The organism is Kitasatospora sp. NPDC059577, assembly GCF_042735475.1.
Lineage (GTDB): Bacteria > Actinomycetota > Actinomycetes > Streptomycetales > Streptomycetaceae > Kitasatospora.
Genome location: NZ_JBHWBZ010000079.1, coordinates 22,164 through 37,399, shown reverse-complemented (window position 1 = coordinate 37,399; position 15,236 = coordinate 22,164). Strand labels below are relative to the sequence as shown.

General features: G+C 72.5%; 15 protein-coding genes and 1 pseudogene. 6 read left to right on the top strand and 10 right to left on the bottom strand.

Going from position 1 to position 15,236, the window contains the following annotated elements; genetic code table 11:
* The 5 genes and pseudogenes from ACFV0O_RS37585 to ACFV0O_RS37565 all read right to left on the bottom strand — a co-directional run.
* Nucleotides 1-96: pseudogene (locus tag ACFV0O_RS37585) on the bottom strand (electron transfer flavoprotein subunit beta); the annotation flags it as partial.
* 204 nt (nt 97-300) lie between these two features.
* On the bottom strand, nt 301-1,155 hold the full coding sequence (locus ACFV0O_RS37580) for a family 1 encapsulin nanocompartment shell protein (RefSeq protein ID WP_380348732.1): 855 nt from the start codon (nt 1,153-1,155) through the stop codon (nt 301-303).
* Nucleotides 1,152-2,264 (bottom strand): Dyp-type peroxidase, encoded by a 1,113-nt coding sequence (locus tag ACFV0O_RS37575; protein ID WP_380348731.1) that lies wholly within the window; start codon nt 2,262-2,264, stop codon nt 1,152-1,154. Before ACFV0O_RS37575 ends, ACFV0O_RS37580 begins: the two co-directional genes overlap by 4 nt.
* Nucleotides 2,265-2,496: 232 nt before the next feature.
* Complete coding sequence (locus ACFV0O_RS37570) at nt 2,497-3,120, bottom strand: FMN reductase (protein ID WP_380348730.1); 624 nt, start codon at nt 3,118-3,120, stop codon at nt 2,497-2,499.
* The gene (locus ACFV0O_RS37565; protein WP_360259672.1) at nt 3,117-4,238 is read right to left on the bottom strand and encodes an LLM class flavin-dependent oxidoreductase; all 1,122 of its coding nucleotides are present in this window, start codon (nt 4,236-4,238) and stop codon (nt 3,117-3,119) included. Before ACFV0O_RS37565 ends, ACFV0O_RS37570 begins: the two co-directional genes overlap by 4 nt.
* Before the next feature lie 133 nt (nt 4,239-4,371).
* Here ACFV0O_RS37565 and ACFV0O_RS37560 point away from each other — a divergent pair, with 133 nt between their 5' ends.
* Nucleotides 4,372-5,133 (top strand): PP2C family protein-serine/threonine phosphatase, encoded by a 762-nt coding sequence (locus ACFV0O_RS37560; protein ID WP_380348728.1) that lies wholly within the window; start codon nt 4,372-4,374, stop codon nt 5,131-5,133.
* A 129-nt stretch (nt 5,134-5,262) separates the two neighbouring features.
* Here the strand turns inward: ACFV0O_RS37560 and ACFV0O_RS37555 are convergent, their stop codons facing one another.
* Both ACFV0O_RS37555 and ACFV0O_RS37550 read right to left on the bottom strand, forming a co-directional pair.
* Nucleotides 5,263-7,557 carry a M9 family metallopeptidase gene (locus ACFV0O_RS37555; protein WP_380348726.1) on the bottom strand — a complete coding sequence of 765 codons (2,295 nt, stop codon included), beginning with the start codon at nt 7,555-7,557 and terminating at the stop codon, nt 5,263-5,265.
* A gap of 299 nt (nt 7,558-7,856) precedes the next feature.
* Nucleotides 7,857-8,429 carry a DoxX family protein gene (locus ACFV0O_RS37550; RefSeq protein ID WP_360259679.1) on the bottom strand — a complete coding sequence of 191 codons (573 nt, stop codon included), beginning with the start codon at nt 8,427-8,429 and terminating at the stop codon, nt 7,857-7,859.
* 213 nt (nt 8,430-8,642) lie between these two features.
* Between ACFV0O_RS37550 and ACFV0O_RS37545 the strand changes: the two genes are divergently transcribed.
* On the top strand, nt 8,643-9,239 hold the full coding sequence (locus ACFV0O_RS37545) for a TIGR03086 family metal-binding protein (RefSeq protein WP_380348724.1): 597 nt from the start codon (nt 8,643-8,645) through the stop codon (nt 9,237-9,239).
* An 83-nt stretch (nt 9,240-9,322) separates the two neighbouring features.
* Nucleotides 9,323-9,781, top strand: coding sequence for a hemerythrin domain-containing protein (locus ACFV0O_RS37540; RefSeq protein ID WP_380348722.1), 459 nt, complete (start codon nt 9,323-9,325; stop codon nt 9,779-9,781).
* 70 nt (nt 9,782-9,851) lie between these two features.
* Here the strand turns inward: ACFV0O_RS37540 and ACFV0O_RS37535 are convergent, their stop codons facing one another.
* From ACFV0O_RS37535 to ACFV0O_RS37525, 3 genes are all read right to left on the bottom strand, one after another.
* Nucleotides 9,852-10,637, bottom strand: a complete 786-nt coding sequence (locus ACFV0O_RS37535) for a VOC family protein (protein WP_380348720.1) — start codon at nt 10,635-10,637, stop codon at nt 9,852-9,854.
* A gap of 121 nt (nt 10,638-10,758) precedes the next feature.
* Nucleotides 10,759-11,313, bottom strand: coding sequence for a Uma2 family endonuclease (locus tag ACFV0O_RS37530; protein ID WP_380348738.1), 555 nt, complete (start codon nt 11,311-11,313; stop codon nt 10,759-10,761).
* A 138-nt stretch (nt 11,314-11,451) separates the two neighbouring features.
* On the bottom strand, nt 11,452-11,901 hold the full coding sequence (locus tag ACFV0O_RS37525) for an SRPBCC family protein (RefSeq protein ID WP_380348718.1): 450 nt from the start codon (nt 11,899-11,901) through the stop codon (nt 11,452-11,454).
* 177 nt (nt 11,902-12,078) lie between these two features.
* Here ACFV0O_RS37525 and ACFV0O_RS37520 point away from each other — a divergent pair, with 177 nt between their 5' ends.
* From ACFV0O_RS37520 to ACFV0O_RS37510, 3 genes are all read left to right on the top strand, one after another.
* Nucleotides 12,079-12,579 (top strand): MarR family winged helix-turn-helix transcriptional regulator, encoded by a 501-nt coding sequence (locus ACFV0O_RS37520; RefSeq protein WP_380348716.1) that lies wholly within the window; start codon nt 12,079-12,081, stop codon nt 12,577-12,579.
* Between the two features lie 105 nt (nt 12,580-12,684).
* Complete coding sequence (locus ACFV0O_RS37515; protein WP_360259695.1) at nt 12,685-13,383, top strand: TetR/AcrR family transcriptional regulator; 699 nt, start codon at nt 12,685-12,687, stop codon at nt 13,381-13,383.
* Nucleotides 13,384-13,571: 188 nt separating this feature from the next.
* Nucleotides 13,572-15,107 (top strand): MFS transporter, encoded by a 1,536-nt coding sequence (locus ACFV0O_RS37510; RefSeq protein WP_380348714.1) that lies wholly within the window; start codon nt 13,572-13,574, stop codon nt 15,105-15,107.
* The last annotated feature ends 129 nt before the right edge of the window (nt 15,108-15,236 follow it).

Below are 15,236 nucleotides of genomic sequence, written 5' to 3'. Positions count from 1 at the left end.
CACACCCTCCCGGTCGGTGGTGTGGTCGTCCGCGAAACGACGGTCACCCGTCGCGTCCGGCACGTACTTCACACAGACGACGATCCTCAAGCTCATGAGCGGTTCTCCTGTCACGGGTGCACGGGTGCACTGGATCCATGGCCTCAGGTCATGCCGAGGGTACTGAGTGCCAAGTCCGGCCCGGCCGCGACCCGCGCGCCGCGAGCACCACCTGGACCGGCGTACCGTGCCGGCTCTCTTCGACTGGCGTCAGAGGCTCCACGGAGAGAATACGGCACTCAGTACCCCTGGTAAAGGCACTCAGTACCCTTCCTGGTGTCCCGGGGGCCTCGGGCCGTCCGGGCCGCCCCCCTGCTCCGTGCCGCCGAGGGCGACGGCCGCCTCCCCGGTGTGGACGCGGAAGGTCAGCGACTCCTGGAGGTAGAGCCGGACGGTGTCGGCGTCGTGCGCGAGGTAGCCGACCGAGACGTCCTGGCCGAGGACGAGTTCGAAGTCGCCGCCCCGGGTGGAGAGCAGGAAGGCACCCTCGATGGCGGGGGCCCAGATGATGTCGCCGTCGAGCAGGCGGGCCAGGTGGTTGTGCACGGGGTAGCCGTGGTCGCTGGTCTCGTTGACGGCGGTGAAGGCGGCGGCTCCGAGCAGGAGCGAGTACGGGCCGCCGACGCCGGCCAGCCGCAGGGAGGTGAGGGCGCGGCTGACGGCCTCGGGGTACTCGCGGACGTCCTCGGGGAGCGGGACCGGCGGGTTGGTCGCGCCGGCCCGGATGCCCTCGATGGAGGCGGCGCGGTAGCCCTCGAAGACGGCCCGGTCCTCGGCGAGGGCGAGGGTGCGGGCGGCGTCCTTGACCGGCTGCCAGTCGGAGTCCCGGGAGCCGCGCTCGACGTCGTCCACGGCCGCGCGCGAGACGGTGAAGGGCACCCGCAGTTCGACCACCGGACGGCTGGCGCGGGCCTGCGCCCGGACGCCGTCGAGGGGTGGCTCGATGCCGGTCAGGTGGCCGGTGCCGACGGCGGCGAGCCCGGCGCCCTCGGGCCCGGTCAGGTCGACCACCCGGCGGCCGGCGATGTGCAGTTCGAAGGTCTGGCGGGCCTCCTCCTCGATCTCCTCCCAGGCCGGGGCGGAGACCGGGGCGAGGTCCCGGTGGAGGTTGTTCATGCGCGGGGTCCTGTTCCGGGCTGCTGTCGGGGGGTCTGCTTGAGGCTGCCGATGCCCAGCGAGCCGTCGGCGGCGGGCCGTGCGGTGCCCGGCGGGCCGTCGACTGCGGGCGGTGCGGTGCCCGGCGCCGGCGGCGGGGAGCCGAGGAAGTCGGCGGTCGGGACGAAGAACAGCGAGCCGGTGACGGCCGTGGAGAAGTCGAGCAGCCGGTCGGTGGTGCCGGGCGGGTCGCCGACGAACATGTTGCGCAGCATCTCCTCGGTCACGCCGGGGTCGCGCGCGTAGCCGATGAAGTAGGTGCCGGACTCACCGCCGTGCGCGAAGGAGCCGAAGGCCATGTTGAAGCGGACGATCTTCCGCTCCTCGCCGTCCGGGCCGGTGATCACGGTGAGCGCGACGTGCGAGTCTGCGGGTTTGACGTCGTCGGCCAGTTCGATGTCGGTGAGCTTGGTCCGGCCGACCGCGCCCTCCTGCTCCTCGACGCTCAGCTCGTTCCACTTGTCCAGCCGGTGCAGGTACTTCTGGACGACGACGTAGCTGCCGCCGGCGAAGTCCCGGTCCTCCGCGCCGACCAGCGCGGCGGTCACGGCGGCCCGGCCTTCGGGGTTCTCGGTGCCGTCCACGAAGCCGAGCAGGTCCCGGTCGTCGAAGTAGCGGAAGCCCTGGACGGAGTCGACCACGACGGCCGCCCCGGCGAGCCGGTCGGTGAGCTGCCCGGCCAGCTCGAAGCAGAGGTCCATCCGCTCGGCCCGCAGGTGCAGCAGCAGGTCACCGGGGGTGGCCGGGGCCCGGTGGCGGGTGCCGGCCACCTCCCGGAAGGGGTGCAGGGCGGCGGGCCGGGGGCCGTCGAAGAGCCGGTCCCAGAGCGCGGAGCCGATACCGGTGACGCAGGTGAGGCCGCCTTCGGGGGCCCGGAAGCCGACCGAGCGGCGCAGTCCGGCGAGGTCGGGCAGCAGGTCGCGGACGGCGTCCTCGCCCCCCGGTCCGACGGTGAGCACCAGGAAGATCGCCGCGCCGGTCAGCGGCGAGAGCACGGCCTGCGGTTCGGGCCGGGGCCGAGGTTCGGGCACGTCCTGCGGGTCGGACTGGGCCTGCGGTTCGGGCTGCATGTCGTGGTCCTCCTCGGGGCGCCGGGCTCAGGACACCGTGCCGACGACCGGATGGACCACCATCAATCTGATCATGGGAATGATTACATCCCAGAGCGGACAATTCGGCGCGGCCGACACGCATCCGGACGAACCCGACGGCCCCCGGGCGCTTCCGGGCCGCCGCCGGGGCGCGGCGAGGGGCGGGTGCGCCGCATCGCACACCCACCCCTCCACCACCCGTCCCGACCGGTCAGGCCCGCAGGGCCGCCAGCTGCTGCTCGAACGGCACCACCTGTTCGGGCACCGCCGGCGCCGCCGGGGCCCGGCCGGACAGCAGCGCCGCCAGCTCGCCCGCCGCGCGGTCGATCCGGCGCGGCAGCCCGTCGGTGAGGCCGTCCCCGGACGCGCCCCAGTCGTCGGTGGCCGCGTAGACGGCCGTCGGCAGCACCACCGCGCGCAGGTAGCCGAAGAGCGGGCGCACGGCGTGTTCCAGGGCGAGCGAGTGCCGGGGCGTGCCGCCGGTGGCGGCGATCAGGACCGGCTTGCCGGTCAGCGCGTCGTTGTCGATCACGTCGAAGAAGGACTTGAACAGTCCGCTGTAGGACGCCGTGAAGATCGGCGTCACCGCGATCAGTCCGTCCGCCTCCGTGACCGTCTCGACCGCCTCGCGCAGCGCGGCGCCGGGGAAACCGGTCACGAGGTTGTTCGCGATCTCCACGGCCAGGTCGCGCAGTTCGACCACGGTGACGTCCACCTCCCGCCCCTCCAGGGCGAGTCGGCGCACGGTCGAGTCGGCGAGCCGGTCGGCCAGCAGGCGCGTCGAGGACGGCTTGCTCAGCCCGGCGCTCACCACCACCAGCTTGTACGCGGTCACTTGGACGCCTCCACCTTCTCCTCGTCGGCCTTCTCGTCGGCCTTCCGGTCGCGGGCCGCGACCAGCGCGGCGTGGGTCGGCCCGTCCGGCACCTGCGCCGGGCGGCCCTTGGCGAACTCCTCGCGCAGCACCGGCACGACCTCCTCGCCGAGCAGGTCCAGCTGCTCCAGCACGGTCTTCAGCGGCAGGCCGGCGTGGTCCATCAGGAACAGCTGGCGCTGGTAGTCGCCGAAGGTCTCGCGGAAGGTCAGCGTCTTCTCGATGACCTCCTGCGGGCTGCCGACGGTCAGCGGGGTCTGCTCGGTGAACTCCTCCAGCGAGGGCCCGTGGCCGTACACCGGCGCGTTGTCGAAGTACGGACGGAACTCGCGCACCGCGTCCTGGGAGTTCTTCCGCATGAACACCTGCCCGCCGAGCCCGACGACCGCCTGCTCGGGCGTGCCGTGTCCGTAGTGGGCGTAGCGCTCGCGGTAGAGGTTCACCAGCTTCCGGAAGTGCTCCTTGGGCCAGAAGATGTTGTTCGCGAAGAAGCCGTCCCCGTAGTAGGCGGCCTGCTCGGCGATCTCGGGGCTGCGGATCGAGCCGTGCCAGACGAACGGCGGGACGTCGTCCAGCGGGCGCGGCGTGGCGGTGAAGCCCTGCAGCGGGGTGCGGAAGCGGCCCTGCCAGTCCACGACCTCCTCGCGCCACAGCTGGTGCAGCAGCGCGTAGTTCTCGACCGCGAGCGGGATGCCCTGGCGGATGTCCTTGCCGAACCAGGGGTAGACCGGGCCGGTGTTGCCGCGGCCCATCATGACGTCCACCCGGCCCTCGGCCAGGTGCTGCAGCATCGCGAAGTCCTCCGCGATCTTCACCGGGTCGTTGGTGGTGATCAGGGTCGTCGAGGTGGACAGGATGATGCGGTCGGTCTGCGCGGCGATGTAGCCGAGCATGGTCGTCGGGGAGGACGGGACGAACGGCGGGTTGTGGTGCTCGCCGGTCGCGAAGACGTCCAGGCCGACCTCCTCGGCCTTGCGGGCGATCGCCACCATGGCCTTGATCCGCTCGTGCTCGCTCGGGGTGCGGCCGGTGGTGGGGTCGGTCGTCACGTCGCCGACGGAGAAGATTCCGAACTGCATGCTGATCACCACGTCCCAGGTAGTCCAACTTTCAACCACCTTAGCAGCCGGGTGGGGTCGGGTATTCCCGCCCACAATGGAAGGGAGGCGGGGCGTCGACGATCGGCGGGGACTCCGGAAAGGGCGGCGGACGATGGCGCCGTACATCGCGGTGAGCGCGCTGAGCCACGAGGGCCTGGTGCGGGAGCACAACGAGGACAGCCTCACGGTCGGCCCCTGGACGCTCTGCGCCACGGTCACCAGCAACCCGCAGACCCTGCTGTTCCCGCTCGGCCCGCCCTGCGTGGTCGCGGTGGCCGACGGCCTGGGCGGCCACCCCGGCGGCGAGGTGGCCAGCGCCGTCGTCGCACGCCGACTCGCCGCCGACGGGGACGCCCTGGACGGCGAGGAGGCCGTCCGGGAGGAACTGCAGGAGTGCAACCGGGCCGTCTACGCGGCCGCCGCCGGGGAGCCGGAACTCGCCGCGATGGGCACCACCGTCGCCGGGCTTGTGCTGCTGCCCGAGCGGGCGGTGGTCTTCAACGTCGGCGACAGCCGGGTCTACCGGATCACCGGGGACGGGCTGCGCCGGGTGAGCGTCGACGACAGTCCGCCGCTGCCGCCCGGCCGGCGCACCACCTCGATGGTCACCCAGACCCTCGGCGGCTCGCTCGGGCTCACCTTCGTCGAACCGCACGTCCGGGTGGCCCCGCTGGCGCCCGGCGACCGGTACCTGATCTGCAGCGACGGCCTGACCGACCCGGTGCCCGAGGAGGAGCTGGCCGAGGTGCTGGCCAGGTCCGAGGACGGCGGCGAACGGTCCGACGGCAAGGCCGCGTTCGAGCTCTGGAAGGCGGCGATCGAGGCCGGTGGGCCGGACAACATCACCCTGGCGCTGGTGCGGCTCGGCGGGTAGCGGGCCGCGGCGACGGCGCCGGCGCCGCACGTCCCCGGCGCCCGCGGAACGCAACGGGAACGGACCCGCCCCGGCGGGGCGCCGAAGCGCTCCGCCGGGGCGGTCACCTGTCCGTTCGCCGTCTTCGGCTCACATTTCGCTCGTGACGGTCACCCCGCTGAAGCCCTGCTGGGCGTAGAGGCTGAAGTAGACGTAGCCCGCCGGCGGGTTCGTCACGGTCAGCGTCTCGGAGTTGTCCGGGCCCGCCGAGCGCGTGGCGTAGCCGTCGGTGTACGCCCAGCCCGCCGGGTTGTAGTAGAGGTCACCGTTGCCGGTGCCGCCGCTGCTGGTGATCTTCACCTGCTTGGTGCCGGCCGGCACCAGGAGGTAGAAGTGCGCGTAGTTGCCCGTGGTGGCCGCGACGTTGCTGCGGGCGCAGCCGGCGTCCAGCTGCCGGGTGTCGGCCGCGGTGCACTCCGGCACCTGCGGGACCGTCGGGCCGGTGGCGCAGGCACCGCTCGCGCACGCGGTCAGCCAGCTGTCGAAGCCGGCGTCGTAGCGGGTGCCGATGGTGGTCTTCAGCAGGGTGCGGGCGCCGGCCCAGTCCCCCACCCGGTACTTGGCGAGGACCGCGTCCATGTCGGGGCGGTGCTGCTCCAGCATGTAGCGGACGGCGAGGTAGCCCCACCGGTAGACCCGGTCCTGGTCGCCGTAGGCGGTGTCGAAGAGGTCGCTCAGCTTGTAGGTGTGGCGTCCGGCCGCCGCGATGGCGGCGTCGTTGGTCACCTTCCGGTAGGAGTAGGAGACGTACTCGGCGAAGCCCTCGACCCACCAGACGGTCGGGGTGGTCATGCCGGCGTTGAAGTCGCCGTACATGTCGAACCGGCCGTCGAGGTAGTGGGTGTACTCGTGGTTGAGGTTCCAGATCTCGAAGGACGGGCGGGCCCACTCGGCCTCGTAGCAGAGGAAGCGCGGCTGGTTGCCGGCCTTCGCCGGGTCGCCCTCCAGGTACATGCCGCCGTTGTTGGTGTCGATGCCGTAGATGGCGGCGGCGAGCACCTGGTAGTCGAGCGAGGAGTGGAAGACCACGACCTCGATCGTGTTGTTCCCGTCGTCCTTGACCGGGCCGTTGTCCTTGACCACCGAGTGGAAGTAGGCGTCCTGACCGGTCAGGCTGGTACAGGCGGTGCCCAGCTGGGTGCTGTCCAGCGCCTGCGCGATCAGCTTGATGCTCGGGCTGCAGGTGTAGTTCACCGTCAGCACGCCGGCCTTGAGCTGGTCGGCGGCGTTGCAGGTGCCGTAGTACGAGCAGTTGGCGGCGTCGTAGTAGCCGACCGCGTCGGCGACCGCGGCCCACTGGAAGACGGTGCGGCCGTTCGGCGCGGACTTCGCGACCAGGTCCTTGGCGAGCGGACGGACCTTGGCCTGGAGGGCCGTGTCCTTCAGGAAGCGGGCCAGCTCCTTGGTCGCGTTGTAGACCAGCACGCCGAAGTCGCCGCCGAGCAGGTCGTTGTTGCGGGTCGCGAAGGCGGCGAGGGCGTCCAGGACGCTCGGGTCGGCCTCGACGGCCGCGTCGAAGCCGGCCACCTGGTGACCGCGGAACAGCACGGTGAACGCCGGGTTCACCGACCAGGCCATGCCGGCCGGGTTCCAGGTGGCGCTGTCGTAGTCGGTCAGCAGCCGCTTGACGACCGGGAGGTAGCGCACGTTCTCCTGCGCGCTGTCGATCAGGGTGACGGCCTCGCCGAGGATCGGCGCGTTGCCGGCACCGACGTCGCGCGAGTGCGCGCCACCGAAGAACGCGTCCAGGCCGGAGCGGATCGCCGTCTGCAGGGCGGTGCCGTACGTGCCGACGTCACCCGGGTGGTACCACTGCGCGAAGTAGCCGGCGCGCAGGAAGAGCACCAGCTGCTCGACGGAGGTGGAGTTGTCGCCCGGGTAGCTGCCCGCCGCGTCGCGCAGCGCGTACGCGACCGTGGTCATCTGCTCCTCGCGGAACGCGCCGCGGGCGTCGCCGCCGGTGAGCTGGAAGAGGCTGTTGATGCACTGGATGTCGGCGGCCTTGATGTGCTGGACCAGGTCGCTGCCGGTCCGGCCGGTGAAGTCGCCGGTGTTGCAGGCCTGTTCGGCCGCCGCCAGGCTGCGGGCCTGCGCGGCCTGCCGGGCCTCGGCCGGCCGGGTGTCCAGCGGCAGCGGGGCTCGCTGGTCGGCGGAGGCGAACTGCCGCTCGCCGACGCCCCGTTCAGGGGTGCCCCGCGCGGGGGTGCCGGTGGCGGGCTGCGGCGCCGGTCCGGCGGAGCCGGCGGGGGCGGGCGCGCCACCGGGGGCGGCGGCGGGCGCGGCCTGGCTCTGCGGCGCGAACAGGCCGACCGCCAGGAAGAGGGACAGGAACAGCGTCAGCAATCGTGCCGGCTGCGCGATGCGCAGCAGACGTGAAGGACTCACGTGGGGGCCTCCGGGCCGTCGTCGGCCGCGATTGGGGCGCGGCCGGTGGGGGGCGAGGACCGTTGGTGGCGGTGCCGCGTGGGGGCGGTTCCGCCATGGACACGGTGGGGAGTGTGACATGTACCATGGCACACATCACATGGCCTTGTGAACCCTGGCCACTGTGTGCAGTTTGCGGGGGAAACGCGCGAAAGCCGTGGTGACGGTTCGTCACCACGGCTTCCGGGCCGGTCGGTTGCCACATCCGCGCGACGTGCGCGGTCGCCGTCCGCGCCACGTGCGCGGTCGCCGCGTGCGTGCTACTTGCGCAGCAACAGGATCACGCCCGCCGTCGCGAGGCCGACCACGACGGCGGCCACGCCGTACGCCAGGCGGTGCGCCCGCACCACCGGCAGGAAGCGGTCCACCGCGTAGCGGCCCGGGCCGGTCAGCGCGAGCGCGGCCGCACCGGCGGTCAGCAGCAGCTCGTACTCGCTGCCCTTCGGAGCGAAGAAGCCGCCGCCCCAGGTGACGGCGATCGCGTTGACCATCGTGCCGACGATCGCGGCGCCCGCCAGCGGGGTCAACAGGCCGACGGCCAGGGCGAGTCCGCCCAGCGTCTCGGTGAGGCCGGCCACCACGGCCATGGCGTTGCCGGCCGGGTAGCCGCTCATGGTGAAGAACTGACCGGTGCCGTCGATCCCGCCGCCGCCGAACCAGCCGAACAGTTTCTGGCTGCCGTGCGCGGCCATCGTCAGGCCGAGGACGAGGCGCAGGAGCAGGAGTCCGGCGTCGTAGGCGTGCGGGGAGGTCGCCGCGGGGCCGGAAGTCTCCCGGGCCGGGCGGACGGTGGGGCTGGTGGCGGCGGTCGTGCTCGGGCTGCTGCTCGGCATGCGCGTCTCCATCGATCGGGGTCGGTCGGTCGCCGCCGGCCGGGGCCGGCGCGCGTGCGTGTGGTGGGGCGGCGGGCGGGGGTCGTCACCCCGGCGCCATTGTTCAAATTTGAACCTGCCGCTCCCCCGACCGTACCTTGGAGTTCGAATTTGAACAACTGACGGTCCGTGGGCGACTCGCGGCCCCCACCCGGCCCGGGGCAGGGTGGAGGCATGTCCCCACGCAGGCAACACCAACGGGCCGCGCGCACCGGCACCCCGTACCCCGAGGCCCTGGCCGCCTTCGACGAACGCGTCCGACTGATCACCCCCGACCAGTGGGACTCCCCCACCCCGTGCAGCGACTGGTCCGTCCGCGACCTGGTCAACCACCTCACCGGCGAACAGCTCTGGGTTCCCGAACTGCTGATGGGTGCCACCATCGGCGAGGTCGGCGGCCGCTTCGACGGCGACGTGCTCGGCGCGGACCCGGTCGCCGCCTGGACCGACGCCGCCGAGGCCGCCCGCCAGGCCTGGGCCGTCCCCGGCGCCGCCGACCTGACCGTCCACCTCTCCTTCGGGGACGTCTCCGGCCAGTACTACCTGGACCAGCTCACCACCGACCTGGCGATCCACACCTGGGACCTCGCCGAAGGCACCGGACGGCGCACCCGGCTCCCGGCGGTACTCGTCGACTTCGCGCTCGGCCAGATCTCCGGCTACGGCGACCTCTCCGGCAGCGGGCTCTTCGACCCGCCGCTGCCGGTGCCCGAGGACGCCGACCCGCAGACCCGGCTGCTCGGCCTCACCGGGCGGCGGGACGGAGGGTGACCGCCCGCTCACCCGGCTGACCGGCGCGACGCCGGATACTGGAAGGCACGGGGGCCAGTTTCCGTGCGAGAGGCGGGCGAGCCATGAGCCGCAGGCCGGACATCCTCGGCGAGTTCACCGCCGACCACCGGGCCGTCACCGAGCTGCTCGACGCGATCGAGGCCGCCCCGGCCGGCAGCACCGACCGCGGCGACCTGGTCACCAGGCTGACCGACCTGCTGTTCGCCCACTGCGCCGCCGAGGAGGAACACCTCTTCCCGGTCGTGCAGCACGACGTGCCCGACGGCGGGGCACTGGTGTTCAGCAGCATCCACGACCACCTGGCGATCGGGCAGTACCTCTCCGACCTGCAGGCGCTCCGCCCGGCCGACCCCGCCTTCGACACCCTGCTGCGCGGCCTCGACGACACCCTCCGGCGCCACCTGCGCGGCGAGGAGGAGCAGCTCTTCCGCGCCGCCCGCAAGGCCCTGCCCGCCACCGCCCGCGCCGCACTCGGCGACCGGCTGCGCGCCGAGCGCGAGACGCTCGGAACGGCCGACTGACCGCGGGCCCGCCGTCGATCACGGCTGCCCCGCGGTCAGCGCGCCCAGGCCGTGACACCGCCCCCGACGGTCAGGGCTTCGGCCCGATCACCGCGAACCGGGCGCCCTCGTGGTCCCGCAGCCGGGCCACCCGCCCGTACGGGGAGTCGAAGACCGGGCCCAGCGCCGCGCCACCCAGCTCGACCGCCCGGGCCAGCGCCTTGTCGGTGTCCGGGACGGCGAAGGACACCTCCCAGTGCGGGGGCATCCCCGCCGGGCCGCTCGACTCCTCCCTGGCCAGCGCGGCGACGCTGTTCCCCTCCGCGCGCAGCACCACCCGGTCGTGCTCCCAGCGGACGTCGAAGCGCTCCGGGTCACGGCCGTCCCAGCGGAACACCTCGCCGTAGAACAGCGCCGCCGCGAACGGGTCGGGGGTCCGCAGCTCGATCCAGACCGGGGCCCCCGGCAGCTCCAGCTTGCGGGCCCGGCCCAGCGGGCCCTCCCAGATCCCGAACACGGCACCCGCCGGGTCGGCCGCGAACGCCACCCGTCCGGCGTCGAAGGCCAGCGGGCCGATCGCGAGCGTCGCACCGCGCTCGCGCACCGCGTCGGCGGCCGCGTCGGCGCTCTCCGTCCCGAAGTAGCTGGTCCAGGCGACCGGGATCGCCCCTTCGCCCGCGACCCCGAGGCCGGCCACCGCCTCGCCGTCGACCACCGCGTGCACGTACGGCCCGAAGTGGTCCGGGCCGGTCTCGAACTCCCACCCGAGCAGCGGTCCGTAGAACGCCTTGGCCCTGTCCAGGTCCCGGGACATCAGGCTCACCCAGCACGGAACGGCCGGCACACAACGCACCCTGGCGGTCTCACCGCTGCCCATCGCGGACCTCCTCGCCCACCCGGCCGCCGGGCCCCTCCCGACTCCCGCGGCCCACCGGCCGCCCGGGACGCCCACAGCCTAGGCCGCAAGCCCTGACACCCCGGGGAAGCCATGCCCGGGATCAGCGCACCCAGTTCTTCAGCGGCTCGGTGTCCAGGGAGATCCCCACCGGGTCCGGCAGCCGCACGGTCCTGCCGAAGGGCAGGGTCCGGACGCTCTCGTAGCGGACGCCGTCCGGCTGGCTGTGGACGACGACCTCGGCGGAGTCCCGGTCGATCAGCAGGTAGACCGGGATACCGGCCTCGGCGTAGGCGCGGGGCTTCTCGACGCGCTCCCGACGATCGGTGTCGGAGTCGAACGAAGTGACCTCCGTGACCATCAGCACGTCCTCGGTCGTGGCCCAGTCTCCCCGCCCCACAAAGGCATCGGCATCGGCGAGCGTGCCGTCCGGGCGAGCGAACCCACCCCGGTAGCCCTCGATCTTCAGCCCCTGGTCATGTACGTAGAGCTCCGGCCGGGCCTGAATGCAGATCCGGTTGAGCCACTGGACGATGCGGCCGTGGTCGCCGTCTGGCACGGGCTTGATCCCCAGCTTCCCGTTGATGAACTCCAGCCGGATGCCTTCGACGGTCCGGCCCAGATGACGGGCGAACTCCTCGAACTGCTCGGGCAGCATCTGCGGGCGCTCGGAGATCGCGGTCACGGGCCTTCCTCCTTCGCCTGGGCACCCCCCGGGTCAACGCACGCGCCGGCGAGTGGTTACGGGCTTTCCGGCTTACGACGATAGCGCGCGCCACGGCCCCGGAACCGGCCGTCACGCCTCGCGGGCGGCCTCGCGCGAGAGCTTGAGGGTGGTCTGCAGGGCGAGGAGGTAGCCCGCGTGCATGCGCTCGGCGGCAGCCTCCTCGGCGTCGCCGCCGCCGAGGTCGAGTTCGCCGCGGAAGGTCAGGGTGAGGCCGTCCTCGTCCTCGTCGATGTCGTTGTGGATCACCCAGGTGGCGACCTCGTCGCGGCGGAAGAAGCTGACCCGGGTCTTCGGGTGGAAGACGATCTCCTCGCGGACCCGCTCCCCGTGGAAGACGACCTCCCGCACCAGACCGTTCCCGGTGCGCTCCAGGACGGTGCACTCGTCCATCGCGGCGACGAAGGGCACCGCGTTCTCGGCCTTGCGCAGCAGGCCGGCCCAGACGTCGTCACGGGTGAGGGGCGTCTCGTCGGGGTTCGCCGGGTCGTTGACGCGCACGGTCTGGCTGATGACTCGCATGGCTTGCTCCCCTGGTCGCCTCGGCCGCGCATTATTTGCGCGGCCAATCATTTTGCTTGCGCGGCCAAGTAAACGCCTCGATCGCTGTCGGCGCAAGGGAAATCCACCCGATGGCCACAGAGCACCCCTCGGCCGCCCGCAGGCCGACTGCCCATTGATTGCCCATACAATGACCGCGTGCGCGATCCAAGGAACCAGCCCCTCGCCGAGGCGGGCGGCACCAGCCAGGCCATCGCCCGGGTCTCCCGGCTGCACCGGGCCAACGCCGAACGCCTGCTGCGCCCCCACGGCCTGCACGCCGGCCAGGAGCTGCTGATGATGCTGCTCTGGGAGCGCGGGCCGCAGCCGCAGGCGGCGCTGATCGAGGAGCTCGGGGTGGACGCCTCCACCGTGACGCGGATGGTGCAGCGACTGGAGCAGGCGGGGTTCCTGCGCCGGCGGCGCAGCGAGACCGACCGGAGGGCCGTGGTGGTCGAGGCGACGGCGGCCGCCTGCGCGTTGCGCGACCGGGTCGCGCGGTCCTGGCGGGAGCTGGAGGCGATCATGCTGGCCGGACTCGACGAGGCCGACCGAGCCGCGCTGGCACGCCTGCTGGAGCGACTGGAGAGCAATCTGACCGCCGTCGACGAGGACCCCGGGGCGAGGACCGACGAGGACCCCGGAGCCACGATGATGTGACGCAGGTCACATCCCGGGAGGAAATTCCGGGGACGGATTCCCCGTTTTCGACTACGTTGGCAGAAGCGGGGAGAATTTCCCCGGTATCCTGGAGGAGCAGTCGTCGTGACCACCGCCGCCGAAGAGTCGGTCCGTCCCGCGGGGAGCACCCGTACGCCGAAGTTGCGTGCGGATGCGAGCCGGAACCGGGAGCGGATCGTACTGGCGGCCCGGGACGCGTTCGTCGAGCACGGTGCGGACGCGCCGCTGGACGAGATCGCGAAGCGGGCAGGGGTCGGCAATGCCACTCTCTACCGGAACTTCCCGGACCGGATGGCACTGATCCGCGAGGTGGTCCTGCTCGTCAAGAACCGCATCCTGGGTCTCGCCGAGACGGCGACGGTGGAGGCGGAAGCTCCTGACGGCGGCGGCCCGTTCGATGCTCTGCAGCGGTTCGCGCACGCGACCGTCGCGGAGAAGGTCGGCGGCCTCTGCACACTGTTCAGTAGTCACGTCGACCCGCACGACCCGGAGTTGGCCGAGATCCGGGAGCGTCTGCAGTCCGCGGTGGGCGGGCTGATGGAGCGCGCCCGGGCCGCGGGCGAACTCCGGCCGGACGTCGACCACGGTGACCTGTTCATCGCGATGAGCCAGCTGACCCGGCCGCTGCCGAACACCTCGTGCCTGCTGCTCGACGACTTCGTGCACCGGCACCTGCAGATCTTCCTGGACGGTCTGCGCACGCCGGCCCGTTCGGTCCTGCCCGGCCGGGCCGCGACCTTCGACGACTTCCAGCCCCGGAACCGACCGATCCACCACACCTGATCCGAGACCCGATCCGACCGGCACACCCGATCCGACCGACGGCACCGGGCGGCCCGCGCTCCTGAGCGGCACCGCCCCGAGCCTGCCCGCGCACGCGCTCCGAGCACCTTTCACCGTACGGCAACCCGGCGTTCCCGTACGGCAGTCGACCGTTCACGCACACCACGCACCGTGAAGTGAGTACCCCCATGTCCCGAACCGACGCCCGACCGGCGCCACTGCCCGATCCCCAGCGCTGGAAGGCGCTGATATTCATCGGCCTCGCCCAGCTGATGGTCGTCCTCGACGCGACCATCGTGAACATCGCCCTCCCCTCCGCACAGCGGGACCTGGGCATCTCCGACGGCAACCGCCAGTGGGTGATCACCGCCTACGCGCTGGCCTTCGGCGGCCTGCTGCTGTTCGGCGGCCGGATCGCGGACCTCTGGGGCCGCAAGCGGACCTTCATCGTCGGCCTGACCGGCTTCGCCCTCGCCTCCGCGCTCGGCGGCGCCGCGGCCAACACCGCGATGCTGCTCGGCGCCCGCGCCCTGCAGGGCGTGTTCGGCGCGCTGCTCGCCCCGGCCGCGCTGTCGCTGCTCGCGGTGACCTTCACCGAGGCCAAGGAACGCGCCAAGGCGTTCGGCATCTACGGTGCGATCGCCGGTGGCGGTGGCGCCATCGGTCTGATCCTCGGCGGCCTGCTGACCGAGTACATGAACTGGCGCTGGACCTTCTTCGTCAACATCCCGTTCGCCATCGTGGCCGCCGCCGGCGCCGTCATGGTGATCCGCGAGCCCGCCGAGGGCCGCAACCGCAACCGGTTGGACGTCCCCGGCGTGCTGCTGGTGACCACCGGCCTGGTCTCCCTGGTCTACGGCTTCACCCGGGCCGAGTCCTCCGGCTGGACGGCCGGAAGCACCCTGGGCCTGTTCGCCGCGGCCGCCGTGCTGCTGATCGCCTTCGTCGTGGTGGAGCTCAAGGTCAAGGCCCCGCTGCTGCCGCTGCGCGTGGTGCTGGACCGCAACCGCGGCGGGGTGTACCTGTCGCTGGGCATGGCCGTGATCGGCATGTTCGGCCTGTTCCTCTTCCTGACCTACTACCTGCAGATCGTGCTCGGCTACAGCCCGGTGCTGACCGGCGTGGCCTTCCTGCCGATGGTGGCGGGCATGATCACCGGCTCGACCCAGATCGGCGCCCGGCTGATGACCCGGGTCCCGGCGCGCTACCTGATGGCGCCCGGCTTCATGGTCGCCTCGATCGGCATGTTCCTGCTGACCCACATCAGCCTGGACACCTCGTACCCGGCGCTGATCCTGCCCGGCCTGGTCCTGATGGGCCTCGGCATGGGTACCGCGTTCATGCCCGCCATGAGCCTCGCCACGCACGGCGTCCAGCCGCGCGACGCGGGCGTGGCCTCCGCGATGGTCAACACCTCGCAGCAGGTCGGCGGCGCCATCGGCACCGCGCTGCTGAACACCATCGCGGCCAGCGCGACCACGAGCTGGCTGGCCTCGCACGCCACCGCCGCGGCCGCCACCTCCCCCGAGGCCGCCAAGGCGCTGCAGTTCGGCGGCATGGTGCACGGCTTCTCGACCGCGATCTGGGTGTCCTTCGGGATCCTGGTGGCCGCGGCCACCGTCGCCTTCACCTTCATCAACGCCGGCCGTCCCGGTGCGGCCCCGGGTGCGGGCGCCGACGCGGGCGCTGCGGAGAACGACGCGGTGCCGGTGCTGGTGCACTGACGCCCAGGGGTTGCTCGGGTGCGTACGCGGCCCGGGCGGGGTGTGCCCAAACCCGGCCGGGCCCCCCGCCGTTACCGGGCCCACCCCAGTTCCGGCGCGCCCCGCGGAGACCCCCCCCCCCCCCCGCGC